The organism is Nocardia sp. NPDC057353, assembly GCF_042667085.1.
GTDB lineage: Bacteria > Actinomycetota > Actinomycetes > Mycobacteriales > Mycobacteriaceae > Nocardia.
Genome location: NZ_JBHVAK010000021.1, coordinates 73,517 through 98,288 on the forward strand (window position 1 = coordinate 73,517; position 24,772 = coordinate 98,288).

22 protein-coding genes are annotated in these 24,772 nt (G+C 72.1%); 14 read left to right on the forward strand and 8 right to left on the reverse strand.

Going from position 1 to position 24,772, the window contains the following annotated elements; all coding sequences use genetic code 11:
• Position 1 precedes the first annotated feature (1 nt).
• Positions 2 to 745: a hypothetical protein gene (locus ACFUUZ_RS13715; RefSeq protein WP_378695859.1), complete on the reverse strand. Its 744-nt coding sequence runs from the start codon at positions 743 to 745 to the stop codon at positions 2 to 4.
• A 499-nt stretch (positions 746 to 1,244) separates the two neighbouring features.
• Here ACFUUZ_RS13715 and ACFUUZ_RS13720 point away from each other — a divergent pair, with 499 nt between their 5' ends.
• From ACFUUZ_RS13720 to ACFUUZ_RS13735, 4 genes are all read left to right on the forward strand, one after another.
• Complete coding sequence (locus ACFUUZ_RS13720; protein WP_378695861.1) at positions 1,245 to 1,613, forward strand: hypothetical protein; 369 nt, start codon at positions 1,245 to 1,247, stop codon at positions 1,611 to 1,613.
• Entirely contained in the window at positions 1,610 to 2,053 is a 444-nt protein-coding gene (locus tag ACFUUZ_RS13725; protein ID WP_378695863.1) for a roadblock/LC7 domain-containing protein, read from the forward strand. Before ACFUUZ_RS13720 ends, ACFUUZ_RS13725 begins: the two co-directional genes overlap by 4 nt.
• Positions 2,054 to 2,230: 177 nt before the next feature.
• Entirely contained in the window at positions 2,231 to 3,151 is a 921-nt protein-coding gene (locus tag ACFUUZ_RS13730; protein WP_378695865.1) for a hypothetical protein, read from the forward strand.
• A 71-nt stretch (positions 3,152 to 3,222) separates the two neighbouring features.
• Positions 3,223 to 4,344, forward strand: coding sequence for an MFS transporter (locus tag ACFUUZ_RS13735; RefSeq protein WP_378695866.1), 1,122 nt, complete (start codon positions 3,223 to 3,225; stop codon positions 4,342 to 4,344).
• A 55-nt stretch (positions 4,345 to 4,399) separates the two neighbouring features.
• On the opposite strand, the gene ACFUUZ_RS13740 is transcribed toward ACFUUZ_RS13735, so the two are convergent.
• Entirely contained in the window at positions 4,400 to 5,053 is a 654-nt protein-coding gene (locus tag ACFUUZ_RS13740) for a class I SAM-dependent methyltransferase (RefSeq protein ID WP_378695867.1), read from the reverse strand.
• Positions 5,054 to 5,271: 218 nt separating this feature from the next.
• On the opposite strand from ACFUUZ_RS13740, the gene ACFUUZ_RS13745 reads away from it, so the two are divergent.
• The 3 genes from ACFUUZ_RS13745 to ACFUUZ_RS13755 all read left to right on the forward strand — a co-directional run bounded on the left by ACFUUZ_RS13745 (position 5,272) and on the right by ACFUUZ_RS13755 (position 8,578).
• Complete coding sequence (locus tag ACFUUZ_RS13745; protein WP_378695868.1) at positions 5,272 to 6,036, forward strand: 3-hydroxyacyl-CoA dehydrogenase; 765 nt, start codon at positions 5,272 to 5,274, stop codon at positions 6,034 to 6,036.
• 100 nt (positions 6,037 to 6,136) lie between these two features.
• Complete coding sequence (gene fadD11 / locus ACFUUZ_RS13750; RefSeq protein WP_378695869.1) at positions 6,137 to 7,966, forward strand: fatty acid--CoA ligase FadD11; 1,830 nt, start codon at positions 6,137 to 6,139, stop codon at positions 7,964 to 7,966.
• A 105-nt stretch (positions 7,967 to 8,071) separates the two neighbouring features.
• Entirely contained in the window at positions 8,072 to 8,578 is a 507-nt protein-coding gene (locus ACFUUZ_RS13755; protein ID WP_378695870.1) for a DUF1992 domain-containing protein, read from the forward strand.
• Between the two features lie 132 nt (positions 8,579 to 8,710).
• On the opposite strand, the gene ACFUUZ_RS13760 is transcribed toward ACFUUZ_RS13755, so the two are convergent.
• A complete protein-coding gene (locus ACFUUZ_RS13760; RefSeq protein WP_378695871.1) occupies positions 8,711 to 10,516 on the reverse strand; it encodes an FAD-dependent oxidoreductase in 1,806 nt (601 codons plus the stop codon).
• Entirely contained in the window at positions 10,509 to 11,915 is a 1,407-nt protein-coding gene (locus tag ACFUUZ_RS13765) for an NAD(P)/FAD-dependent oxidoreductase (RefSeq protein ID WP_378695872.1), read from the reverse strand. Before ACFUUZ_RS13765 ends, ACFUUZ_RS13760 begins: the two co-directional genes overlap by 8 nt.
• A 190-nt stretch (positions 11,916 to 12,105) precedes the next feature.
• On the opposite strand from ACFUUZ_RS13765, the gene ACFUUZ_RS13770 reads away from it, so the two are divergent.
• Positions 12,106 to 12,750, forward strand: coding sequence for a TetR/AcrR family transcriptional regulator (locus ACFUUZ_RS13770; RefSeq protein ID WP_378695873.1), 645 nt, complete (start codon positions 12,106 to 12,108; stop codon positions 12,748 to 12,750).
• A 6-nt stretch (positions 12,751 to 12,756) separates the two neighbouring features.
• On the opposite strand, the gene ACFUUZ_RS13775 is transcribed toward ACFUUZ_RS13770, so the two are convergent.
• Both ACFUUZ_RS13775 and ACFUUZ_RS13780 read right to left on the reverse strand, forming a co-directional pair.
• Positions 12,757 to 14,022, reverse strand: a complete 1,266-nt coding sequence (locus ACFUUZ_RS13775) for a cytochrome P450 (protein ID WP_378695875.1) — start codon at positions 14,020 to 14,022, stop codon at positions 12,757 to 12,759.
• Between the two features lie 272 nt (positions 14,023 to 14,294).
• The gene (locus tag ACFUUZ_RS13780; protein ID WP_378695877.1) at positions 14,295 to 14,852 is read right to left on the reverse strand and encodes a TetR family transcriptional regulator; all 558 of its coding nucleotides are present in this window, start codon (positions 14,850 to 14,852) and stop codon (positions 14,295 to 14,297) included.
• Between the two features lie 86 nt (positions 14,853 to 14,938).
• Here ACFUUZ_RS13780 and ACFUUZ_RS13785 point away from each other — a divergent pair, with 86 nt between their 5' ends.
• The 3 genes from ACFUUZ_RS13785 to ACFUUZ_RS13795 are packed head-to-tail and all read left to right on the forward strand — an operon-like array spanning position 14,939 to position 18,628.
• Positions 14,939 to 15,406 carry a DUF4334 domain-containing protein gene (locus ACFUUZ_RS13785; protein ID WP_378695879.1) on the forward strand — a complete coding sequence of 156 codons (468 nt, stop codon included), beginning with the start codon at positions 14,939 to 14,941 and terminating at the stop codon, positions 15,404 to 15,406.
• Positions 15,403 to 16,494, forward strand: a complete 1,092-nt coding sequence (locus ACFUUZ_RS13790) for an NAD(P)-dependent alcohol dehydrogenase (protein WP_378695880.1) — start codon at positions 15,403 to 15,405, stop codon at positions 16,492 to 16,494. Before ACFUUZ_RS13785 ends, ACFUUZ_RS13790 begins: the two co-directional genes overlap by 4 nt.
• 40 nt (positions 16,495 to 16,534) lie before the next feature.
• Positions 16,535 to 18,628, forward strand: a complete 2,094-nt coding sequence (locus ACFUUZ_RS13795) for an MMPL family transporter (protein ID WP_378695882.1) — start codon at positions 16,535 to 16,537, stop codon at positions 18,626 to 18,628.
• A gap of 122 nt (positions 18,629 to 18,750) precedes the next feature.
• Here the strand turns inward: ACFUUZ_RS13795 and ACFUUZ_RS13800 are convergent, their stop codons facing one another.
• Positions 18,751 to 19,938, reverse strand: a complete 1,188-nt coding sequence (locus ACFUUZ_RS13800; RefSeq protein WP_378695884.1) for a PucR family transcriptional regulator — start codon at positions 19,936 to 19,938, stop codon at positions 18,751 to 18,753.
• 175 nt (positions 19,939 to 20,113) lie between these two features.
• On the opposite strand from ACFUUZ_RS13800, the gene ACFUUZ_RS13805 reads away from it, so the two are divergent.
• Positions 20,114 to 21,364: a PucR family transcriptional regulator gene (locus tag ACFUUZ_RS13805; RefSeq protein ID WP_378695886.1), complete on the forward strand. Its 1,251-nt coding sequence runs from the start codon at positions 20,114 to 20,116 to the stop codon at positions 21,362 to 21,364.
• A 25-nt stretch (positions 21,365 to 21,389) separates the two neighbouring features.
• Here the strand turns inward: ACFUUZ_RS13805 and ACFUUZ_RS13810 are convergent, their stop codons facing one another.
• Positions 21,390 to 22,139 (reverse strand): VTT domain-containing protein, encoded by a 750-nt coding sequence (locus tag ACFUUZ_RS13810; RefSeq protein WP_378695888.1) that lies wholly within the window; start codon positions 22,137 to 22,139, stop codon positions 21,390 to 21,392.
• Between the two features lie 259 nt (positions 22,140 to 22,398).
• Between ACFUUZ_RS13810 and ACFUUZ_RS13815 the strand changes: the two genes are divergently transcribed.
• Positions 22,399 to 23,733: a hemolysin family protein gene (locus tag ACFUUZ_RS13815; RefSeq protein ID WP_378695890.1), complete on the forward strand. Its 1,335-nt coding sequence runs from the start codon at positions 22,399 to 22,401 to the stop codon at positions 23,731 to 23,733.
• Entirely contained in the window at positions 23,726 to 24,733 is a 1,008-nt protein-coding gene (locus ACFUUZ_RS13820) for a hemolysin family protein (protein WP_378695892.1), read from the forward strand. Before ACFUUZ_RS13815 ends, ACFUUZ_RS13820 begins: the two co-directional genes overlap by 8 nt.
• The last annotated feature ends 39 nt before the right edge of the window (positions 24,734 to 24,772 follow it).

Genomic DNA, 24,772 nt, shown 5'->3' on the forward strand with positions numbered 1-24,772 from the left:
GTCAGCGGTCGGCGCAGGGGCAGCCGCGGCGGTCGGCGGCCCGGTCCCGCCACAGCCCGAGGATCTCCGTGCGGAACGGGCCCGCGGGGGCGGCCGGGCGGCGGCCGGCGGCGACGTGCGCGGCCAGCGCGGCCAGCCGCCGGGCGGCGCGCTGGGACCAGTCGTGCGCCAGGCACCAGGCGTAGATCTGCTCCCTGGTGAAGCGGTGGCCGCCCTCGTGCGCGATCACCAGCAGCGCGACCGCGTCCCGCCGGGACTGCAGCCCGGCCAGCGTGCCGGAGGGGTTCACCAGCCCGCTGAGCGTGGTCAGCGCCTCGGCGATCACCGGATCCAGCGCGGGCGGGCCCGGCGCGGGCACCGCGGTGCCGAGCAGGTGCGGGTGCGCGGACTCCGCCCACACCCCGACCTCGGCGACGTCGTCGGGCACCACGCAGAGCCCGCGGGTGCGCGGGTCGGCGGCGATGGTCGCCAGCTGCTCCGCCCGCGGCCAGGCGGCGAGGACGACGCCGCCGTGCCAGCCGCGCCCCGGCGCGGGCGCGGTGGCGACCGGTAGCCGGGCGTCCGCCACGAACGCGCGCAGCCACGCGCTTCCGCGCACGCGGGATTCGTCGGCCACGAATACCAGGGGGACCCCGCCGAATTCGCCCGAAGTGTGCAGGACCCAGGCAATCGCATCGGCGATCACCGAATCCTTTCCCGGCGCGGTGATGGCGACCGGGTAGGAGCACTGCCTTTCTTCATGCACCGGGGCATCCTCACACTCTTTCCGCGGAACGGCATACCGCGTGGTCGGCATTGGCGAGAAACGCCACTCTTGATAGCGAACGCGAATGTTCGGCGAGAATGCGCCCTGCGCCGCCGGGATTAGCTCTTCCGTCCTGTCCGGGACAATTTCCTACGCCGTCGCAGCAAGTATCACAGTAGCTGAAATGTCTGATTGCCGAAGGCGACGAGCGGTCGCCTGGCTGCGCTGGATGGCCTGGCTACCGCTGAGTAATCGCGATCGCCGGGGTTGTCCGCGTCTGGGAAGGAATGTCTCGGTCGCGTTGCCCGATCGTGACTTTCCGTGACTGTTCCCGTCCATCTCGACCGATCGCCAGGGCATTGCTACGCTGCTGGCGCGGACGGAAACCGCTTGGTTTCTTACCGCTGAATCTTTCTGCGGGATCACGAGTGAAAGGTATCGCTCCGCGTTCGGATGGAATTAACCCGGATGACGGAGCGATTCAGGGTGCACAGCTAAAATGAGGCTCGAAGAAACTCTGCGCGACGGAATGAGCATGGACGGCGCCATCGGCATCGCGCTCATCGATATGCAGAGTGGGATGGTGCTGGCGAAGCAGGGCGGGAACGCGCTCTTCGACCTGGACATGGCGGGTGCGCTGAACACCGAGGTGTTGCGCGCCAAGGCCCGCGCGGTGGACGCGCTGCAGCTCGGCGACGAAGTCCAGGACATCCTGGTCACGCTCGGCACGCAGTACCACCTGATCATGCCGCTGGTGCGCAACGACACCGAACAGCTCTTCCTCTACCTGGCCCTGGACAAGGCGCGCGGCAACCTGGCGCTCGCCAGGCACCAGCTACGCCGCATCGAACAGGCCATCAAGGTATGAGCGCGCCCTTCCACCGGCCCGGGACGAGATCGCTCGACCGGACCGAGATCGCGCTCGGTGACCCTGAGGTCGTCGGCAGGCTGCTCCAGCGGGCCTGCGACGACATCTCCGAGGTCGAGCACGCCGTCATGACCAGCAGGGACGGCCTCGTGGTCGCCTCCGACACGGCCTCGGCCGGGTACGACGGCGGCGACTCGATCGCCATGCGCAGCTCCGCCATGGCGGCCGCGGCCATCGGCATCGGCGACCACTTCATCGCCCTGCTGCAGCAGGGCAGGCTGCAGTCCGCGGTCTTCGAGGCCGACCGCGGCTGCGTCGGGGTCTTCCCGGTGAGCTCCACGCTGCTGCTCGTCGTGACCAGCATGCCCGGGGTGAACCTGGGGCGGTTCAACGCGTCGGCCAAGCGGGTGCTCGGCATGCTCCTCGCGCCCGCGTACTGAGCGGGTCGGGGGCGCGATGGCCGGCGGGTGCGCCGCAGGCCACGGGCGCGTGACGCTCGATCTCGGTGGTTGATCTGCCGCGGGCTTCGTGGACGATTCGCCGCCTGTCCGGTGCCGACCGCGCCGCGGCCGGGAAACCGGGGGCGGGAGTTTCCCCCAGTGCGGCACAATGCGGACGTGTTCGAACTCCTCGCCGAGCCGCGCCCGGCCGACGGGCATGATCGCCTGCTCGACGCCGCACCGGCCTACGACGGAAGCCTGGTGACCCTGTGGACCACCGACGCGGGTGCGGCACTGCTCACCGCGCGCACGGAATCCCCTGGCGGGGCCTCCTTCCCGCTGACCAGGGCCGCGGAGCCGGTCTCGGCGCGGGTGGTCCGTTTCGGGCCGGAGCTGCGCGGTGTTGTCCCGATCCACGACCTGACGATCGCGTTCCCCTCGGTCCGGCTGCTGCCGGACGGAGCCGTGCTGGTGGTCGGGCACCGGTGCCGCTGGTCGGCTCGCGGTCCGGAGCACAATGCGATGATCGTGCGCCCGGACGGCACGGTGGAGTGCACGGGGGTGCTCGGCGACGGCATCGAGGACGTGGCGGTCTCGCCCACCGGCGACATCTGGGTCAGCTACTTCGACGAAGGCGTCTTCGGCAACTTCGGCTGGGGCGGCCCCGGCCCGGAGCCGGTCGGGCACCCGGGCATCGTCCGCTTCGACCGCGCGCTGCGCCCGGTCTGGAGCTTCGACGGGCCAGGAATGGCCGACTGCTATGCCCTGACCCTCGCCGGTGACACCGCGTGGGCCTGCTACTACACCGACTTCCCGATCGTCAGGATCGCGGACGGGCACAGCACCTTCTGGCGCAACGAGGAGATCGCCGGGGCGAAGGCGCTCGCGGTCGCCGGCGACCGGGTGGCGCTGTACGGCGGGTACTCGGGGGAGCGGGAGCGGCTCGCGATCGGGCGGGTGAGCGGTGACCGGTATGTGGTGGAGCGGGTCGAGCGGGTCCCGCTGCCGGGGTCGGGACGGCTGGCGCTGTTCGGGCTTGGTGCCGAGCTGCACGCCGTCGTGGGCGGTTCCTGGTACGCGGCCCGGCCTTTCGACTGACCACGGGCGTTGGCGGGTGTACGCTCACCCGACCTCTGGACAACCGTCCAGCTCACTCCCCGGGGGCGGTCATGGCCGAGCAGCGGCGCGCGGTGGCGGCGGCGTACGCCGCCCAGGGCTTCGGGTACGCCGCGATCGTCACGGTGCTCCCGGAATTCAAGGACCGGCTGGGCATCTCGGACACGGTGGTGTCGGTGCTGCTGCTCGGCACCTGCCTCGCGGCGGCGCTCGGCTCGGTCGCGGCGGAGGCGATCGCGGTGCGCCGGGGGAGCGGGCAGGCGCTGGCGGCGGCGCTCGGCGCGCAGGCGGTGGCGCTGCTCGGGGCCGCCCTGCTCGGGAACCTGCCGCTCTTCGCGGTGGCGCTGGCGCTGTACGGGATCGGGCTGGGCGGCGTCGACGCCGCCTCGAACATGCAGGGTGTGCTGGCGCAGCGGAAGGCGGGGCGGCAGCTGCTCGGGCGCTTCTACGCCGGGTACACGGCGGCGGCGATCGCGGGTGCGCTGCTGGTCGCCGGGTTGCTCGCGCTCGACCTGCCCCCGGTGCTCGCGCTGGTCGCCGCGGCGGCGGTGCACATCCGCGTCGCACTCCTCGGCTTCGACCCCGAACGCCCCGTGCGGCAGCGGGACTCGGGGGGACGGCTGCCGTGGCCCGCCATCCGAATCGTGGGTGCGCTGATCTTCGCGGCCTTCGTGGTCGATGCCGCGGTCTCCACCTGGAGCACCGTGTACCTGGCCGACGGGCTCGGCGCGGTCGCCGCGGTGACCCCGCTCGGCTACGCCGCCTACCAGGCCGCCGTGCTGGCCGCGCGGCTCACCGTGGACCCCGCGGTCGGGCGGTTCGGCCGGGTTCCGGTGGCGCTCGGCGCGGTCGCCGCCGGGCTGGTCGGCTGCCTGCTGGTGGCCGCGCTGCCGCTGGTACCAGGCGCGGTGGCGGGGTTCGCGGCGGCCGGGTTCTGCGCGGGCGCGCTGGTGCCGATCGCCTTCAGCGCGGCGGGCGAGATCCGGCCGGAGCGCTCGGACGAGATCATCGCCACCGTCAACCTCTTCAACTACGCGGGTGCGCTGGCCGGTGCGGTGCTGCCCGGCCTGATCTCCACCGGGCCGGAGCTCCGCGCCGCCTTCCTGCTCCCCGCGGTATGCCTGCTGGCCGTGCTGCCGCTGGTGCGCCGGGTCGACCGGCTCGCGCGGCGGTGATCAGCTCCGCCGGATCCCCGCCGGTCCAGCGGGTGGATCGCCTCGCGCGGCGTGATCAGCTCCGCCGGATCTCGGCGATCCAGGCCGCTGCGTCGATTAACCCCTCCGGGGTCACCGCGAGCCCCGCGACGTTGTCGGCGACCGCGGGGGTGACCCGGCCCAGGTAGCGCGCCGGCTCGAGCGAGTTGAGGTCCCAGCCATCGGTGAAGGCGCCGCGAATGGTGTCCGCGCTGATCCGCGGCCCGAAGCCGGGCTCGGCGTCGGAGAGCGCGAGCAGCCGCAGCACCCCGCCCGGCCGCAGCGCGCCGTGCAGCGAGCGGACGTAGCGCGCCCGCAGCTCCGGCTCGGTGCCCCAGATGTGGAAGAGCGCGCTGTCCAGCACGGTGTCGTAGACCCCGGTGAAATGCGGGTCGGCGCCGAGCGTCAGCGCGTCCGCCACCGCGAACCGCGCCTCCGGCACGCCACGGGCCGCGGCGGTGCGGCGCGCGTAGCCGACGGCGCTCGGCGCGAAGTCGACGCCGAGCACGTCGTGCCCGCGCGCGGTCAGCAGGACGGTGTGCTCGCCCGCCCCGCAGCCGACGTCGAGGACGCGGCCGGTGAACCCGCCCGCGCGCTCCAGTTCGACGACCGCGGGCTGCGGGCGGCCGATCACCCAGGGCGCGGTGTCGTCGTCGTACACGGAATTCCAGCGTTCGGTGGTGTCGGTCATGGCTCCACCGTGCAACCTGTACCTCGCTCGAGGTCAAGGGGACGTGCTATAACTAGAACCTGTTGCAAGCGAATGCGCCCGAACATCGGCGTCCGTCGAAATGGCATTCTCGCCGTCCCGCTATGCGAACCGCTGTTTACTTATCGATCTCTGGATGGATACTCTCGACACCCACGGCCGGTGTCGACCACGCGCGGCCGGAGCAGAAAGGAATCCCCATGCAGATCGACAGCAACCTCGTCGCGCTGGTCACCGGTGGCGCCTCCGGCCTCGGCCTGGCGACCGTCAAGGAACTGCACGCTCAGGGTGCGAAGGTCGTGATCGTCGACCTGCCCTCCTCGCCCGGCGAGACCGTCGCCAAGGAGCTCGGCGACGGCGTCGTCTTCGCCGCGGCCGATGTCACGAACGAGGAGCAGGTGACCGCCGCGCTCGACGCCGCCGCCTCCCTCGGCCCGCTGCGGATCGCGGTGAACTGCGCCGGTATCGGCAATGCGATCAAGACCGTCGGCAAGCAGGGCGCCTTCCCGCTCGCGGCCTTCACCAAGGTGATCAACGTCAACCTGGTCGGCACCTTCAACGTGATCCGGCTGGCCGCCGAGCGCATCGCCGCCACCGAGCCGGTGGGCGAGGAGCGCGGCGTCATCATCAACACCGCCTCGGTCGCGGCCTTCGACGGGCAGATCGGGCAGGCGGCGTACTCGGCCTCCAAGGGCGGCATCGTCGGGCTGACGCTCCCGGTCGCGCGCGACCTCGCGAGCCTGAAGATCCGGGTGCTCACCATCGCCCCCGGCCTCTTCCACACCCCGCTCTTCGCGACCCTGCCGGACGAGGCCATCGACTCGCTGGGTGCCCAGGTGCCGCACCCGTCGCGGCTCGGCAACCCGGTCGAGTACGGCGCGCTGGCCAGGCACATCGTGGAGAACCCGATGCTGAACGGCGAGACCATCCGGCTCGACGGCGCCATCCGCATGGCCCCGCGCTGACCCGCGCCGCGATCGCGGCCGGCCCGTTCCGGCCGCGGTCGTCGCACGTCCGCAGTATGCAACATTGCAATGTTTTGTGTTGCGCTGTACGTTCTCCGATGTGACCCGAACCACCGATCACCCCCGCTTCGACACCCTGGTCGCCGCTTTCCAGCACACCGCGACCCGCGCACCCGACGACATCGCGCTCCGCACCCCCGGCGACGCGCAGACGCTGACCTGGCGGAGCTACGCCGAGCAGGTGCGCGCCGTCGCCGCCGGGCTCGCCGCGCTCGGCGTGCGCAAGGGCGACACCGTCGCGCTCATGATGGGCAACCGGGTGGAGTTCTATCCGCTGGAGGTCGGCGCGCAGCACCTCGGCGCCACCTCGTTCTCCGTCTACAACACCCTCGCCCCCGAGCAGCTGGCCCACGTGCTCGGCAACTCCGGTGCGCGCGTGGTCATCTGCGAGCCGCAGTACGTGGGGCGGCTGCGCGCCAGCGGCGCCGCGCTGGACCACATCGTCTGTGTGGACGAGGCGCAGGCGGGCACCGTCGGCGTCGCGGAGCTGATCGCGGGCGGCGACCCGGCCTTCGACTTCGACGCGGCCTGGCGGGCGGTCCGCCCGGACGACGTGGCGACGCTCATCTACACCTCGGGCACCACCGGCAACCCCAAGGGCGTGGAGACCACGCACGCGGCGCTGCTCTTCGAGTCGTACGCGGTCGAGGAGGTGCTCGGCATCCGCTTCGGCGACACCATCACCTCCTACATGCCGACCGCGCACATCGCCGACCGGCTCACCGCGCTGTACTTCCAGGAGGTCTTCGGCACCCAGGTCACCTGCGTCGCCGACCCGACGGGGATCGCGCCCGCGCTCGCCGAGCTGCGCCCGACCATCTGGGGCGCGGTGCCCCGGGTCTGGGAGAAGCTGCGGGCCGCGGTCGAGTTCGCGGTCTCCGCCGAGCCGGACGAGCAGAAGCGCGCCGGGCTGCGGTGGGCACTCGACGTCGCCGGGCGCCGCGCCGCCAGGCAGCTGGCCGGTGCGCCGGTCCCCGAGGAGCTGGCCGTCGAGTGGCAGCGCGCCGACGCGCTGGTCCTCGGCCCGCTGCGGGCCAAGCTCGGGCTGGACCGGGTGCGCTGGGCCATGTCCGGCGCCGCCCCCATCCCGCCGGAGACGCTCGGCTTCTTCGCCGGGCTCGGCATCCCGATCGCGGAGATCTGGGGCATGTCCGAGCTGGCCTGCATCTGCAGCGTCAGCCACCCCGACGACGCCAAGCTCGGCAGCGTCGGCACCCTGCTGCCCGGCATGGAGGCTCGGGTCGCGGCCGACGGCGAGCTGCTGATCCGCGGGCCGCTGGTCATGAAGGGGTACCGCGGCGAGCCGGAGAAGACCGCCGAGGCGATCGACGCCGACGGCTGGCTGCACACCGGCGACGTGGTGACCATCGACGACGACGGGTTCCTGCGGGTGGTCGACCGCAAGAAGGAGCTCATCATCAACGCCTCCGGCAAGAACATGTCGCCGACCGCGATCGAGAACACGCTCAAGGCGGCTACGCCGCTCATCGGGGCGATGGCGGCGATCGGGGACGGACGGCCCTACAACACCGCCCTCGTGGTGCTCGACGCCGAGACGGCGCCGCGCTACGCCGAGCAGAACGGGCTCGCCGACGCCTCCGCCGCCGCGCTCGCCGCCGATCCCGGGGTGCGGGCGGCGATCGCGGCCGGGATCGCGGCCGGGAACGCGAAGCTCGCCAGGGTGGAGCAGGTTCGGCGCTTCCGCGTGCTGCCGGTGTTCTGGGAGGCCGGTGGGGACGAGCTCACGCTCACCTTGAAGTTGAAGCGGCGGGTGATCGCGGAGAAGTACGGGGCGGAGATCGAGGCGCTGTACGCGGCGGAGCCGTCGGCCGAGGTGCTCGAGCCGGAGGGGGTCCCGGAGACGGTGTGACGGTGACCGGACGGGGCGGGCGATGGCGGCCGTGCGCACGGCGCCGGCACGCCCCCGCCGGCCGCCGTACCCTGGAGGCATGGGCGCAGACGGAAGCCTGGGCCGGTGACGGAGCGGAAACCGGCGCGGCAGAGCTTCGAATCCTGGGTGGACAAGCAGATCAGGGAGGCCGAGGAGCGCGGCGCGTTCCGGAACCTGCGCGGGGCCGGGAAGCCGATCCCCGGCGCGGGCGAGCCGGTCCGCGAAGACGCCTGGTTGCGCGGCTACCTGCAGCGCGAGGGGGCGGACACCGGACTCATGCTGCCGACGCCGCTGCTGCTGCGCCGCGATGCCGAGCGGATCGGGGCGACGGTCCGCGACTGCACCACCGAGGAGCAGGTGCGCGCCGAGGTGGCGGCGCTGAACCGGCGGATCGTGGAGTACCTGCGGATCCCGTCCGGGCCGGTGGTCCCGGTCGCCACCGTCGATGTCGACGCGGTGGTCGCCGACTGGCGGCGGGAGCGGGACGAGCAGCGCCGCGCGACTCGTGCCGTCGCGCGCCCTGCCGCGCCGACGGCGCCCGCGACGAAGCGCAGCCGGTGGCGGCTGCGCCGCAGAGCGGCAGGCGGATAGCGTCCCGGCCGCGCGAGGTCAGCGCCGGTCTTCGGGATCGCCGAAGCCGCTGCGCCCGCGAACCTCGGCGTCCCGGGCACGGGAGCCCCGGCGGACGGCCCCTTCCACCGCCCGCCCGGACCCCTCGAACCGTCAGAAATCGAGAATGTGCGGCAACCCGGCCCGATACCGATCCCGGTCCAACGCCTTCGCCCCCTCGAACGCGGGCAGCGCGACCAGCGGGAAGACCGCCGCCCGCGGCTGCGGGTCATCGGCCGCGTCCATGACGGCGTTCGCCGCCATCCGCCCGGACTCGTTGGCCCCCTCCATGGTCGCCAGATCGATGTGGCTGCGCACGTGATCACCGCCGAAGAACAGATTCGGAATGGCGCAGTGCGCGTGCGGCCGGTTGTCGTAGGAGCCGACGGTGTTCACCAGCAGCGGCGTCTCGTTGTAGGCGACCCCGCCGGACCAGCTCACACCGGGATCCAGGTGCCAGGAGTGGATGTCCTCGTCCCGCAGCCACCCGGTATTGGTGTTCAGCCACTCCTTGAGCTGCGCCCACACCTCGATCGAGATCTCCTCGGCCGAACACTGTTTCGCGGTTCGGCCGAAGACGATCCCGGGCGAGTCCCAGTCCGAGATGTCCACCGACAGGCACTCGACCGCGGAACCGTCGCCGTACCTGGCGGGGAAGTCCCCCACCCACATGGGCGCCTGCCGGAGCGCGGTGAGCGCCCACGGCGAGCCGAGCGCGGCGATGTGCCCCTCCGGCATACCGGTGGTGCGGCGCAGGAAGTACTGGATGCCGACCATCCAGTCGGTCAGCAGTTGACTCATCCCGCCCAGGTGCGGGTCGGCGTCGAGGATGTCGCCGGTGAGCAGCGGGACCGTGCGCTCCACCGGAATGGCGCAGACGTAGTAGTCGGCCTCGACGGTGCGACCGCCGACGCCGGCCGAGGTGATCACGCCGTTGTTCAGGTTCAGCCGGGTCAGCTTCTGCCCCAGCACGAACTGCACCCCGCGCGACATGAGGTAGGCGACCCACGGGTCGATCCAGGCCTCGTTCGTCGGCCGGTTCAGGATGCGGTCGACGCCGCCGGAGAACTGCGGGATGGTGCCGGTGGCGGCCAGCACCAGCGCCTCGCCGATGGTGCCGATGGTCCGCGCCGAGCTCAGGTGCGGCTTGGCCGCGACGGTGATCCTGGTCAGCGCGCTCACCAGGTACTCGCGGTAGGCGTGCGACTTCCCCTCGGCGCGCATGATCTGCTGCCAGGTGACGTACTCCCACTGCCCGAACCGCCGCTCCTCGCAGGAGCTGAACCACATGGTCATCTGCTTGCCGAAGAAGGCGAGCTCGTGCGGCGGCAGCTCGGGCAGGAAGCTGAACGCGCCGATCATGGTGTTGGCCAGCAGCTCCGGCGTCAGCTGGTCCACCGCGCCGATCTCGATCGGGGCGAAGAGCGGCGGCTTGCCGCGGAAGCCTGCCACGGTGCCCTCGACCCGGATCAGGTTGTCCCGCACGCCGTTCGGATTGCCGGGGAACGGGATGCGCTGCATCGTGTCCGGGACGTTCTGGTAGCAGCCGGGGAAGAAGCGGAACCCGTGCTCGCCGGGCAGGTCCATCCGGCCGCCGTGCCCGGTGCCCGGCACCCCCATGCTGCGCGCCTTGCCGCCCAGGTAGGCGGGTTCGTACACGGTGACCTGGTAGCCGCGCTCGACCAGCTCGTGCGCGGCCGAGAGCCCGGCCATGCCACCGCCGAAGACCGCGACGGTGCGGCCGCCGGTGTGCAGCGCCGGGCTGCGGCGGGCCGGGCTCGCCTGGGCCGGACCGGTGGCGGCGGCGCCCGCGGCGACGACGGCGCCCGCGGCCAGCGCGCCGCGCAGCACGTCGCGGCGGGGGACGGTGGTGGCGGGGCGGTGCTCCGGCGACTGCACTGTCGCTGGCGTATCAGACATGGTCGTCTCCTGGCGAGGACGCGGTGAGGGCGGGTTCGGTGGGTCGGGACGGAGTCGGCACCGGGCGGTGCGACCTGCGGCGGATGTCACGGGCCTCGGCGAGCTCGGCGACGGTGTCGCGCGCGGTGCGCGCGATGTCGGCGAGCACCGGTAGCGGGTCGGCGCGCGCACTCCACAGTGCTTGCAGCGCAAGCTTTCCGGCGCGCATCGGGGTGTAGAAGGAGCTGGGGTTCACGGTGCGGGAGAAGATGGCGATGACGGTCTCGGAGATGGCGGAGTCGGTGTCGGCGGCCCGGTAGAGCGCGTGCTCCAGCGGGCTGATGGTCTCGCCGCGGGCGAGCTTGTTGGTCCACTGGTAGATGTCGACGCAGTCGCGCACCCTGGTCTGCTCCCAGTCGCGCAGCGCGCGGTCCAGCCGCTCCGGGTGGTCGAGGACCGGGGCGGCGGCCTCGCCGAGCAGCCTGCCGTAGCGCAGCGCGTCCCGGATGCCCTGCGCGGTCACCGGGTCCTTGAAGTGCCCCGCGTCGCCGGGGAGCGCCCAGCCCGGACCGCTGGAGTGCCGGAAGTAGGAGGCGATGTCGGTCGCCGAGCGCACCCGGCCCACCTTCTCGCAGCCCCGCAGCCGCTCCACCAGCTCCGGGATGTTCTCGATGGCCGCGGCGTAGCGGGCCTCGGCCGCGCCGACCCCCGCGCGCTTCCCGGTGGCGGCGGGCTGCACCAGGCAGAGCAGCAGGCCGTCGTCGCAGGGGAAGGCGGTGCCGAGGTCGCTGCCGGTGCGCCACTGCGCGGCGATGTGCCGCCAGTCGTCCCTGGTGTCCTTCCAGTAGGCGTAGTAGCAGTCGCGTCCGCTCGGCCGCTGGGCGTACGGCTCCTCGACCCCCACCAGCCGCGCGACCGTGCTGCGCCTGCCGTCCGCCCCGACCACCAGCGCCGCGCGCAGTTCGGTTTCGGCGCCGTCGGCGTCGGTGTACCGGACACCGACGCAGCGCTCGCCGTCCCACAGCAGGTCGGTGACCCGGCAGCGCTCACGCAGCTCCACCCCGGCGGCGATAGCCGTGCGCAGCAGCGCGTCGTCCAGCCCGGTCCGCCGCACGCACATGGCGTAGTCGATGCCGCCGACAGCCGGGAAGTGCGAGGCCACCTTGTAGCCCGCGATCGCCGCCATGGCGTGCGTGAGCCGGGGCGCGCCGACCGCGGCGACCGCCTCCAGCGCGCCGAGCCGTTCGATCTCGGCCAGCCCGGAGGGCCAGAGCAGGTGCGTGGAGAGCGTGTCCGAGGGGAAGCGGGCGGCATCGATGGCCACGACCCTGCGGCCCGCCCTCGCCAGCGTCATGGCGGCGGCGCTGCCCGCGCAGCGGGCCCCGACGACCACGACGTCCGCGCGGTCGATGGTCGTCACGGAAGGAGTAGGCATGGGACCGCCTCGACACTGAGATCACCCGGTGAGCGGCTGTTTTTGTGTCGGTCACCAAGTCTCGGACACTATGTCCGATAAGGGTGCGGGGTGGGCGACGAAAAGTCAACGGGCGCCGGGGTCGGGGCAGAATGGAATCCATGCGCGAATCGAATCGACGGATGACGAGCCCGGCGTGCCCTCGCTGACCCGCGTGCCCCGCACCGCACGGAAGGGTACCGACGACCGGCGCGCGGAGTTCGAGCAGCGCGTCCTGGCGGCCGTGGAGGAGTTGCTGGCCGACGGCACGCCGTTCACCGAGATCGCGGTGCAGAAGATCGCCACCGCGTCGGGCTCGGCCCGCTCCACCTTCTACCGCTACTTCCCGGACAAGAGCAGCCTGCTGATCCGGATGGCGGAGCTGGCGACGGCCGACCTCTTCGCCGCGGCCGAGCAGTGGTGGAGTTCGGCGCACACCGACCGGCAGGCGGGTGTCATCCGCGCCATGCGGGCGATGATTACCGGTTTTCGCCAACATCGTTTTCTACTGCTCGCGCTCAATGAACTCGCCGCGTACGACCGGGATGTTCGGGAGTACTGGCACACGCGGCTCGCGCTGTTCATGGAGATGGTCCGGACGCGGTTGGACGCCGATCGGGCGGCAGGCCGGATCAGCGCGGCGATCGACCCGGCCGCCACCGCCATCGTGCTGACCTCGATGGTCGAGCGGTCGATCACCGTCACCTTCGGTGCGCCGACCGGGGTGGGGGACGAGGCGCTGGCCGAGGCGCTCGGCCGCGGGATCTGGTTCACCGTCTACGGCGACGCGCCCGCGTGCTGATCGGGGTCAGACCAGCAGCGGGCGGCGGTCCGCGTCGGCGTCGGATACGGGGTGGGATTCGGCGGGTCCGGCCGGGCGGACCGGCAGGTTGGTCAAGCCGTGGATCAGGAGGCTTTTCCGCCACGTCAGATCGCTGAATTCCCCGTCGAGCGAGATGTCCGGGAACTTGGTCAGCAGGCGCGAGATCGCAATGGTGCCCTCAACGCGGGCAAGGGTGGCGCCGAGACAGTGGTGGATGCCGTGTCCGAAGGCGATGTGCCTGCTCTCGGGTCGTTCGAGGTCGATCCGGTCCGGGTCGGTGAAGCGCGCCGGGTCGCGATTGGCGGCGGCGAGCGAGATCAGGATGAACTCGCCCGCGTCGATATCGGTACCGCCCAGGGTGATCGGGGCGGTGGTGTAGCGAACCGTCGCCACGTGCAGCGACCCGTGGCAGCGCAGGATCTCCTCGAGATAGGCGGGTATCGCCTCGGGGTTGGTGCGCAACCGCTCGGCCCTTGCCGGGTCGCGGAGGAGCTCCAGTACCGAGTTGCCGATGAGATTGACGGTGGTCTCGTGCCCGGCGATCAGCAGCAGGAGCAGCATGGCGATGAGTTCGTGCTCGTCGAGCCGGTCTTCGTGGTCTTTCGCGATGATCAGTTGGGAGAGCAGGTCGTCGCGGGGGTCGTCGGTGCGTTCGGCGATCAACTTCGACAGGTACGTCAGGTAGCTGATCCCGGCGGCGGTGCGTTCCTCGAGCGTGGCCGAGTCGTTGACGACGGCGGCGGTCCACGAGCGGAAATCCGCCTTGTCGGCGTCGGGGACTCCGAGCAGTTCACAGATCACCGCGGTCGGCAGCTGGAATGCGTAGCTGTCGATGAGGTCGACGGCCGTTCGCTCGCCGATGTCGTCGAGCAGGGCGTCGGCGATCGCGGTGATTCTCGGCTGCAGATCGCGGATGGCGGGGCCTGCGAACGCCTTGGCCACGAGCCGGCGCAGCCGGGTGTGCTGGGGCGGATCGGTGAACAGCATATTGTCGCTGATGGCGGTGTTGAACAGCTCGGCCGCACCGTTCTTGGCCAGCACGGCCTGTCCCTCTGGCGACCCGATGCGCTTGCTGATGGCCGGCTCCGCGAAGGCCTGTTTGGCTACCTCGTGATCGACGATCAACCAGCCGACTACCCCGTTCGCTCGAATTCGGTGCAGGGGGCCGCGCTCACGCAGCGCCCGGTAGGTCGCATGCGGATCCTGGTAGAAGTCGTCGGTCAGCTCGACGATTTCCATCGCGCCGGTCACGACCTGCCGCCGGGTGTAGCGGCGGCCGAGCTCGAATCGATGTAATGCACAGTCCCTCAGTCCTTTCGACGAACGATCTGACGTGCGCGCGATGTCGTCCGGAACGAGTGATCGATCAGGAGCGCACCAGCGAGAGGTCGAGCAATTTCGATCGGGTGAACCAAGAATGCCGCGAACGGAGCGGGACGGCCGTCAGGGATGATAGGTGCCTGGCGGTGTGGGGGTCAAGGTTCTAGTGCGGCAGTGTCGGCCACGGAACTGTCGAGCGTTGCCTACGGCGCGACCAGGCGCCGCACGGCGAGAATGACGGCCGAGCGCTGCCGCTCGACGGCGCCGTCCGCCTTCCGCGCCTGCACCGCGTGCGTCGCCGCCGTCCTGGTCAGGTCGGTGAGCATCCGGAGCAGCGCGGCGGGGGTGAAGTCGGCCGTGATCAGCCCGTCGCGCTGCCCGCGCCGCACCTCCTCCAGTTTCGGCATGATCGCCCGGCGCAGCACCGCGTCGACCCGCGGGTCCAACGGCTCCAGATCGGCCCACGCCTGCAACCTGGCGTCGTCGGGGTGCGCCACGAAGTGGTCGAAGAGCCGCCCCGCATACCCGGGCAGGTCCTCGGCGCGCAGCGCGGTGCTGGTCGTGGTCTCGGTGGCCCACTGCTCGGTGACCGCCGCGTACAGCTCGGTCTTGCCGGGGAAGTAGGCGTAGAGCCGATCCTTGCTGGCGTGCGCGTCGGCGGCGATCCGATTGATCCGCGCCCCCGCGACGCCGTGTCGCGCGAATTCCGCGCGTGCGGCGGTGAGAATGCGTTCCCGGGTGGCATGGCCTGCTGCGCGCATTCCGAGATCCTATCTTGCCGAACCATCTGGTTCGGCTTTACGCTGGTTTGCCGAACCAGATGGTTCTGAAACGGAGGAGCGGGCGCATGAGCGAAGCACGGTGGCAGCAGTTGCGGGCGGAGAGCGGCGGGGTCGCCCCGGCGGAGCTGGACGATCTGTGGGCCCGGCTGAAACCCGCCCGCGCCGAGGACATCCTGGGCGAGTGGAAGGGCGATGCCTTCCAGACCGGGCACCCGCTGTGCCGGGCGCTGCCGAAGAGCCGCTGGTACGGCAAGACCTTCACCGCGCTGAACGACGCCAAGCCGCTCATCTGTCGGGCCGAGGACGGCTCGCTCTTCTCGAACGTTGAGCTGGGCGGCGGCGAGGCGACGCTGTGGAACATCGAGTTCCGCGGCGAAACCACCGCGACCATGGTCTACGACGGCCGCGCGGTCTTCGACCACTTCAAGTGGCTGGACGAGAACACCCTGATGGGCATCATGAACGGCCGACCGGAGCTGGTGCTCGCCGATGGGCAGTTCTTCTACTTCCTGCTGGAGCGGGTGCGGGCGTGAGGACCGCCGCGCTGCTCTCCCGTGACCCCCGCGCGCCGTTCGAGCTGGCAGAGGTCCAGGTCGACGGGCCGCTCGGCACCGAGATCCTGGTGCGGATCCTCGCATCCGGCGTCTGCCACACCGACCTGATCTCGCGGGCCGCCGGTGCGGCCGACCGGCCGGTGCTGCTCGGCCACGAGGGTGCGGGCATCGTCGAGGCGGTGGGGGAGGCGGTGGCCGACGTGCGCCCGGGCGACCATGTCGTGCTGACCTTCCGGCACTGCGGCCGCTGCCCGAACTGCCTCGCCGACCGCCCGGCCTACTGCCGCAGGGCGACCGCCCTGAACAACTTCGGCCGCCGCGCCGATGGCGGCCCGCGGGTGACGCTGGACGGCGCGCCGGTGCTGGACGGGTTCTTCGGGCAGTCCAGCCTGGCCGGATACGCGCTGGCCACCGAGGACAACACCGTCGTGGTCGCGCCGGACACCGACCTCGCGGTGGCCGCGCCGCTGGGCTGCGGCTTCCAGACCGGCGCGGGCGCGGTGCTGAACGTGCTCGCCCCCGCCCCCGGCTCGCAGCTGGTGATCTACGGCGCGGGCGCGGTCGGCATGGCCGCGCTGCTGGCCGCCCGTGCGCTGGACGACGTCGCGATCACGGTCGTGGAGACCTCGGCGGCCAGGCGCGCGCTGGCGCTGGAACTCGGCGCGCGGGCGGCGCTCGACCCCACCGACACCGACATCGCGCCGGCGGTCCGCGACCTGACCGGCGGCGGCGCCACGCACGCGCTGGAGACCACCGGCCGCCCGGCGGTGCTCGGCGGCGCGGTGGCGGCGCTGGCGACCGGTGCCACCGTGGTCGCGGTCGGGCTCGGCAAGGGCGTGCCCCCGGTCGACCTCGGCGACCTGGTGCGGAACGGCAAGTCGATCCGCGGCTGCCTGGAGGGCGACTCCATCCCGCAGGTCTTCATCCCGAAGCTGCTGCGGTGGCACCGCGAGGGACGTTTGCCGCTGGAGCGGCTGGTTACCACCTTCCCGTACGGCGAGATCGAAGCCGCGCTGGCGGCGCAGCGGGCGGGCGAGGTGGTCAAGCCGGTGCTCACCTGGAAATAGTTAGGTTGCTTAACAGTTAATTTTCTGAAATAGTGGCGGCGTGCGTTTCTGGGACCGGTACGCGGCCGTGGTTTCCGCGAAGAAGTCATGGTTACTGCTGGTAGCGCTGCTCGTGGCGGGCATCGCCGCCATCGGGCTGATCGGGCAGAACGATTCGGCCGGTCAGGCGCCGAACTCGCTGCCGGACAGCGCCGAGTCGGCGCGCGCCGCCGCCGCGCTGGACGAGTTCCCCGGTGCCGACGTGGCCGCCGCCATCGCGGTGATCACCAGGACCGACGACGGGAAGCTCAGCGAAGCCGACCTGGCCGCCGCAGGCGCCGCGCTCGACCGCATGCGCGGCACGAGCGTGGTGCGGGCGGAGGGCCCGCCGACGCCGCTCATCCCCGCCCCGGACGGCGCCGCGGCGCTCGGGCAGGTGCCGGTGGACGCCGCGCTCAACGGCTTCGCGCTCACCGACGCGGTTTCCGAGCTGCGCACCGCCGCCGGGGACGGCCTGCCGCCCGAGCTGACCGTGCAGGTCACCGGTGGCCCGGCCTTCGGCGCCGATATCGCCGACTCCTTCTCCGGCGCGAACGTGACGTTGCTCGCGGTGACCGCGCTGGTGGTCGCGATCCTGCTGATCGTCACCTACCGCTCGCCGGTGCTGTGGCTGGTTCCGCTGCTGGTGGTCGGGTTGGCCGACCGGGTGGCGACCTCGGTCGGCACCGGGCTGGCCGAGCTCACCGGGCTCAGCTTCGACGGCTCCACCTCCGGCATCACCAGCGTGCTGGTCTTCGGCGCGGGCACCAACTACGCGCTGCTGCTGGTCTCCCGGTACCGGGACGAGCTGCACCGGCACGCCGACCACCGGGAGGCGCTGCGGCTCGCGGTGCGCCGTGCGGGTCCGGCCATCCTGGCCAGCAATGCCACCGTGGTGCTCGCGCTGCTGGTGCTGCTGCTCGCGGTGCTGCCGAACACCCGCAGCCTCGGCGCGCTCGCCGCCGCGGGGCTGGTGGTGGCCGCGGTCTTCGTGCTCGGTGCGCTGCCGCCCGCGCTCGCGCTCTGCGGGCGCAAGGTGTTCTGGCCGTTCGTGCCGAAGGTGGACGAGCGGGACAGCGCGACCGAGGGCATCTGGCACCGGGTGGCGGCCGGGGTGGTGCGCAAGCCGGTGCTGGTCGCCGCGGTCTCGCTCACCGGGCTCGTGCTCTGCGCGCTGGCGCTGCTCGGCGCGCAGGTCGGGCTCTCGCAGACCGAGCAGTTCCGGGTCAGCGCGGAGTCGGTGGACGGGTTCGACGCGCTCGCCGAGCACTTCCCCTCCGGGGCGGCCGATCCGACCACGGTGGTCGCGCGGGCCGCGGCCGGTGACGCGGTGCAGGGCGCGCTGGACGGTGTCGACGGCGTCGACCGGGTGACCGCCGCGGGGGATTCCGACACCGGGCTCCGGCGCTGGAGCGTGGTGCTCGAGGCCGCGCCCGCCTCGGACGAGGCCTTCGCGACGGTCGAGCGGTTGCGCGCGGCGGTCGCCGAGATCCCCGGGGCGGAGCCGCTGGTCGGCGGCAGCGATGCCGAGGCGCTGGACATCAGGGATGCCGCGCAGCGCGATCAGAAGGTGGTCATTCCGCTGATCCTGGCCGTGGTCTTCCTGGTGCTGCTCGCGCTGCTGCGCGCGGTGCCCGCCGCGGTGCTGCTGGTGGCGGTGACGTTGCTCAGCGCGCTGGCCGCGCTCGGGGTGGGCAGCCTGCTCAGCATCCACGTCTTCGGCTTCCCGGCCTTCGACACCAACACGCCGCTCTACGCCCTGCTCTTCCTGGTGGCGCTCGGGGTGGACTACACCATCTTCCTGGTGACGCGGGCGCAGGAGGAGACGCCGGAGCACGGGACCACCGACGGCATGGTGCGGGCGGTCTCCGCCACCGGCGCGGTGATCACCAGCGCGGGTGTGGTTCTCGCCGCGGTCTTCTGCGTGCTCGGGGTGCTGCCGCTGATCACGCTGACCCAGCTCGGGATCGTGGTCGGCATCGGCATCCTGCTCGACACCTTCCTGGTGCGCACCGTGGTGATCCCGGCGCTCTTCGCGATCACCGGGCCGCGCATCTGGTGGCCGAATGCGCTGGCGCGCAGTGCCGCCCGGCCGGAGGCGGTCGGCCGCTCCTAGCCGCTGCGGGGCGGCGCGCAGCCCGGGGCCGGCTCGGCCGACGGCGGGCAGCGCGCAGCCGAGCGGGCTCGGCCCGGTGGGCGGGCTCGGCCGGCGGGGCAGGCTCGGCTCTCTGTGGTGGCTCAGCCCGGCGGGCGGCCGACTCCGTGCCAGAGGAGCAGCTCCAGTGCGACAGCGACGTGCACGGAGTTGCTCGCGAGCGGGCGCGGGAGCAGCTCATCGGCGCGGGCCAGCCTGCGCAGCAGCGTGTTCCGGTGCGTGTAGAGGCGGGTCGCGGCGCGCGAGGCGTTGCACTGCTCCTGCACGAAGGTGAGCACGGAGTCGCGCAGTTCGCGGCTGGCGTCGGAGAAGCTGCCGAGCGTCTGCTGCACGAACCGCGCCGCCTGCTCGGTGTTCTCCGCAAGCAGCGCGGTGAGCTGCACGGCGGCGAAATCGGCGAGCCGCCGGTCCGGGAGCCGGGCCAGCACCCGCTGGGTGGTGAGCGCGTCCTGGTGCCCGAGCCGGAACCCCTCCGGCCCGAAAGCCCGTGAGCCGACGGCCATCCTGACCCCGGGCAGCTGGTCCAGCGCCGCGCTCAGCAGGGCCGGGTCCGGCACCGAGGGGCCGGGCACCCAGAGCCACAGGGTGGCCGCGGAGTGCGGCACCGCCAGCACCTCCGCCGCGCCCACCGAGCGGGCGAACGCCTCGGCCACCGCGGTGCCGGGCAGCTCGGCGCCTTCGGTCCAGGCGATGGCGGCGGTGTGGTGCCGGTCCAGCGGGTAGCCGAGGCGCCGGGCGGCGTCGGCGGTGTCCACCTGGTCCCCGTTCAGGATCCGGGTGACGAGCTCGCGCCGCGCGGGGTCGGTGCCCTCGTCCAGCGCGGCGCGCTCGACCGCGACCACCGTCATGAGCGCCTCGATGATGCCGTCCAGGTAGCGGGCGATGGAGGCCGCGGTCACCTCCAGCACCTCCTGCAGTTCCTGTGGGTCCGAGGTGATCTCGAAGACGATCGCCATCCAGCGCTGCCAGGCGACGGCCTGCCCCGCCCGGTACGCCTCCAGCGCCGACTCGTTCAACCCGAGCCGGGCGGCGCCGCGGGCCAGGGCGAGCTGCTCCTGGTCCAGCGCCACCGGGACGGGGGCGCCGGGGTCGCGGATGTTCGCGGTGGCCCAGTGCAGCATGTTCGCCCGGTTCACCCGGCGCACCGCGGCCGTGAGCAGCGGATCCTCGGCGTAGGGGCGGATGCCGTCCGCGCCGAGCGTGGCGGAGTGCAGCTCCTCCAGCCACTCCGGGGGAACGGTCAGCGCGGCCTCGGCCCCCTGCCTGATCACTTCCCGCGCGCGTGCCGAAGGTTGCCGTACACCCGAGCCGACCGCCGATCCCACCGGTGCATTGTGCACCATCGAGCGCCCGATCCGGTGCTGAATCGATCTTGGCCGTCGGGGCCGGTCACGGAAGCATGGAGGGTCTTCGCGGGCGCGCGGGATGCCCGCCGGAGAGGACGGTATGACCATCGAACGGCACGTCGTCGAGCGCGATCTGGTGGTCTCCGGCCGCCCCGCCTCCACCCACCTCGGTGACGTCAGGACCATGTCCAAGCAGGTGGTGCGGCACTTCGTCAGCACCGTCGCGACCTGCGGCACGCTCCCCGGCGAGGCGATCAGCGGCGACGTCACCGCGGTCACCGGGGTCTGCCTCGAGCTCGCCGCGCGGATGCTGGACGGTGACTCCTCGCCTGAGAAGTCCGACCGGCTGCGCGCGGCCGCCACCGAGTGGGCGCGCGAGGGCATCCCGATCGACACCATCCACCACGCGGTGCACGAGGGGCTGAAGATGGCCTTCGACCGGATCAGCGCCAACGCCACCGTCCGCGACTACCACTCCATGGTCGACATCGCGCGCCGCTTCCTCGACATCGTGGACAGCATCACCTCCACCGTGGCGCTGGCCTACGTGCGGGAGATGCGCGCGGTGGTCAACGAGCACCACACCGCGGTGCACACGCTCACCTCCGCGCTGCTCGGCGGGCACAGCTCCTCGACGATGGCGCGCGAGTGCGGGATCGCCGTCGCCGGGGCCTACCACGTGCTCGCGCTCGCCATCCCGCCGCACCGCGACGAGTCCGACCCGGCGCTGGACAGCGCCGTGGTGGCGCGCCGCAAGCTGCGCCGGGTGCAGGCCGAGCTGGCCCGCCGCTGCGGCGACCACGCGCTGGCGCTGCTCAGCGTGGACGGCGGAACGGTGCTCATCCCCGAGGGGCACTTCGATCCGGAGCAGGGGGCGGAGTTCGTGGAGCGGCTCGCCGCGGCGGCCCAGGTGCCGATCCGGGCCACCCTGGTGCACAGCGCCACCGACGACATCCCGGAGTCCGCCGACCGGGCGCACGAGCTGCTCGACATCGTGCAGCGGCTCGACCTGCTCGGCGGGCTCTACCGCTTCGAGGACCTGGCGCTGGAGTACCAGCTCACCCGCCCCGGCCCCGCCAGGGCCAGCCTCGGAGCCGTGCTCGACCCCCTGGACGACAGCCCCGAGCTGCTGGAGACGCTGCGCGTGCACATCAGCAACAACCTGAACCGGCAGCGCACCGCGCGCGTGCTCTACGTGCACGCCAACACCATCGACCACCGCTTCAAACGCATCGGCCAGCTCACCGGCTTCGATCCGGGACAGGTGAAGGGCCTCTGGTACCTGCGGTCGGCGCTGGTGGCGCGGAGCTACCGGCCGGGCACGGGCGGCGAACCGGCCCGCACCCGCTGAACCCGAGCGTTCAGGGGCGCTGCGTTCAGGGGCGCTGCTGCCCGGTCTCGATCGGCAGCACCGCCGTCGCCTCCGGGTCGACGCCGACCTCCTCGGCCTGGCCGCGGTTGCGGAAGCGCTTGAGCATCTCCCAGAGGATCGGCAGCACCGAGAGGAAGACGATGAGCAGGAAGATCAGGTCGACGTTCTCCCGGATGAACGAGATCTGCCCGAGCAGGTAGCCGAGCAGCGTCACCCCGGAGCCCCAGAGGACGCCGCCGACCACGTTGTAGGTCAGGAAGACCGGGTAGTTCATCCGCGCGGCGCCCGCCACCAGCGGCGCGTAGGTGCGCACGATGGGGACGAAGCGGGCGAGCACGATGGTGATCGGGCCGTGCTTCTCGAAGAAGAGCGTCGCCTCGACGATGTACTTCTTCTTGAAGATCTTGGCGTCGTCGCTCTTGAAGAGCTTCATGCCGCCGCCGCGGCCGATCGAGTAGCCGACCTGGTCGCCCAGGATGGCCGCGATCGGGATCAGGATCAGCAGCAGCCAGAGCGGCGCGAACGGCTCGATGTCGGCGGACTTGCCCGCGACGATCAGCCCCGCGGTGAAGAGCAGCGAGTCGCCGGGCAGCAGCGGGAAGAGCAGGCCGGACTCGATGAAGACCACGAGCAGCAGCCCGATCAGCATCCAGGTGCCGAACGAGTTGAGCAGGTTCACCGGGTCGAGGAAGCCGGGCAGCAGCGCCAGATTCGTCACATCGGAGGCCAGAACGGTTTCGGGGATCGAAAGCACGACGCCACCGTACCGAATGCCGGGACGATCGATCTCTCCCGAGTGGACTCGAGGTTTGCCGGAAGAGTGCCGGGGCACTACTTCGAACGCCTCGCGTGGCGCCGCTACCGGCCGGGATGGGCGATATGCCCTATTCTGGTCTCGTCGCCCGCAGGGCGGCACCCCCGCAGAAGCTCGAGCGAAAGCAGGTCATGAAGCGCCGTACGCGCCGTCGAAAACCCGTTCCGCCCCGATCCGCGCCTGAGACCGGATCACGCCGATGCTGACCGTCGCGACGATCGCGCTCGGCATCGTGGTCGTGCTGGCCATCACCGCACTGACCGGCTACTTCGTCGCCCAGGAATTCGCCTACATGGCCGTGGATCGCTCCCGGCTGACGGCGCGGGCGGCAGGCGGGGACTCGAGCGCGGAGCGCGCGCTCACCGTCACCCGCCGCACCTCCTTCATGCTCTCCGGCGCCCAGTTGGGCATCACCGTCACCGGCCTGCTCGTCGGCTACGTCGCGGAACCGCTGATCGGCCAGGGGATCGGCGATCTGTTCGGCGGCGCCGCGATCGCGGTCGGCATCGGCGCGGTCGCCGCGGTGGCCTTCTCCACCGTCGTGCAGATGGTGTTCGGCGAGCTCTTCCCGAAGAACCTGGCCATCGCGAAGCCGGAGCCGGTGGCGCGCGCGCTCGCGCTCTCCACCACCTGGTACCTGCGGATCTTCGGCTGGCTCATCAAGTTCTTCGACGCCGCCTCCAACCGGCTGCTGCACCTGCTGCGGATCGAACCGGTGCACGACGTCGAGCACTCGGCCACCCCCCGCGACCTGGCGCACATCGTCGCCGAGTCGCGCGAAGCCGGTGAGCTGCCGAAGCGGCTCTCGGTGCTGCTGGACCGGATGCTCGACTTCCCGACCCGCACCGCCGAGCACGCCATGGTGCCGCGGCCGCGGGTGGACACGGTGAACGCCGACGACCCGGTGCTGGAGGTGCGCGCGCTCATGGGCCGCGGCCACACCAGGTACCCGGTGATCGGGCAGACCAGCGACGACCTGGTCGGCATCGTGCACCTGCCGGACCTGCTGGCCGACACCGTCGCGGGCACCGCGGGCGATGCCGCGCGCCCCGCGGTCGTGGTCCCGGAGACGCTGCCGCTCACCGAGGTGCTCGACCGGCTGGTCAGCGCGGGCGAGGAGATGGCGCTCGTGGTCGACGAGTACGGCGGCTTCGCCGGGCTCGTCACCGTCGAGGACATGGCCGAGGAGCTGGTCGGCGAGCTCGCCGACGAGCACGACCCCGCGGTCGACCCGGCCACCGTGCGCCGGGTGGACGGCGGCTGGGAGCTCCCCGGCGACATCCACCTGGACGAGGCCGAGCGGGTGCTGGAGCGGCCGCTCCCGGCGGGCGACTACGAGACGCTGGCCGGGCTGGTCATCACCGCGCACGGCGGACTGCCCGAGGTGGGCGAGACCGTCGAGGTGCCGCTGCCCGCCGAGCACGACCCGCTGCACCCCGACCCCGAGCGGGCGCTGCTGCGGGCCGAGGTGGTGGCGATCGGCAAGCACGTGCCGTCCGCGCTGTTCGTGAAGGTGGTGAACTCCGATGGATGACCCGCTGATCGTCGCGCTGATCACGGTCGGGCTGATCGCGTCCAGCGCGTTCTTCGTCGCGGTGGAGTTCGCGCTGATCGCGGCGCGGCGCAACCGGCTGGAGGACGCCGCGGTCAACAGCAGGGCGGCCCGCGCCGCGCTGCGCAGCGCCACCGAGCTGTCGGTGCTGCTGGCCGGTTCGCAGCTCGGTATCACCGTCTGCACGCTGGCGCTGGGCGCCATCACCAAGCCGGCGGTGCACCACTGGATCACGCCGGGGCTGGAGACGATCGGCGCGCCGTCCGGGCTCGCCGACGCGGGCGGGTTCGTGCTCGCGCTGTTCATCGTCACCTTCCTGCACCTGGTGATCGGCGAGATGGCGCCGAAGTCGTGGGCCATCGCGCACCCGGAGCGGTCGGCGATCCTGCTGGCGATCCCGATGCGCGGCTTCATGTGGTTCACCCGGCCGCTGATCGTGGCGCTGAACCGGCTGGCCAACCGCTGCCTGCGGCTGGTCGGCGTGCAGCCGGTGGACGAGGTCGCGGCGGGGCAGGACCCGGAGACGCTCAAGCACCTGGTCGAGCACTCGGCCACGGTCGGCGCGCTGGACCCGCACGACCACCGCAGGCTGGCCGCCGCGCTGGAGCTGGAGGACCGGACCGTCGGCGACATGGTCGACGCCGGGGCCGAGCTGAGCTCGGTCCCCGCGGACGCCGATCCGGCCCGGATCCGGGACCGGGCACGGGCCGCCGGGCACCTGCGGCTGCTGGTGACCGAGCACGGCGCCATCACCGGCGTCGTGCACGCCAGGGACACGCTCAACGCCGCCGACGGCGCCGTGGCGAAGGACCTCATGCGCCCGGTGCCGGTGCTCACCGCGCAGACCCCGGCCTACCAGGTGCTGCAGACGCTGCAGGATTCCCGCAACCACCTCGCCCTGGTCTACCGGGACGAGGAGCTGCTCGGCGTGATCACGCTGACCGACATCCTGCGCGCGCTCATGCCGACCAGGGCGGCCTGACGACGGGAAGGGAGCGGGCCGGGTTCGATGTCGAACCCC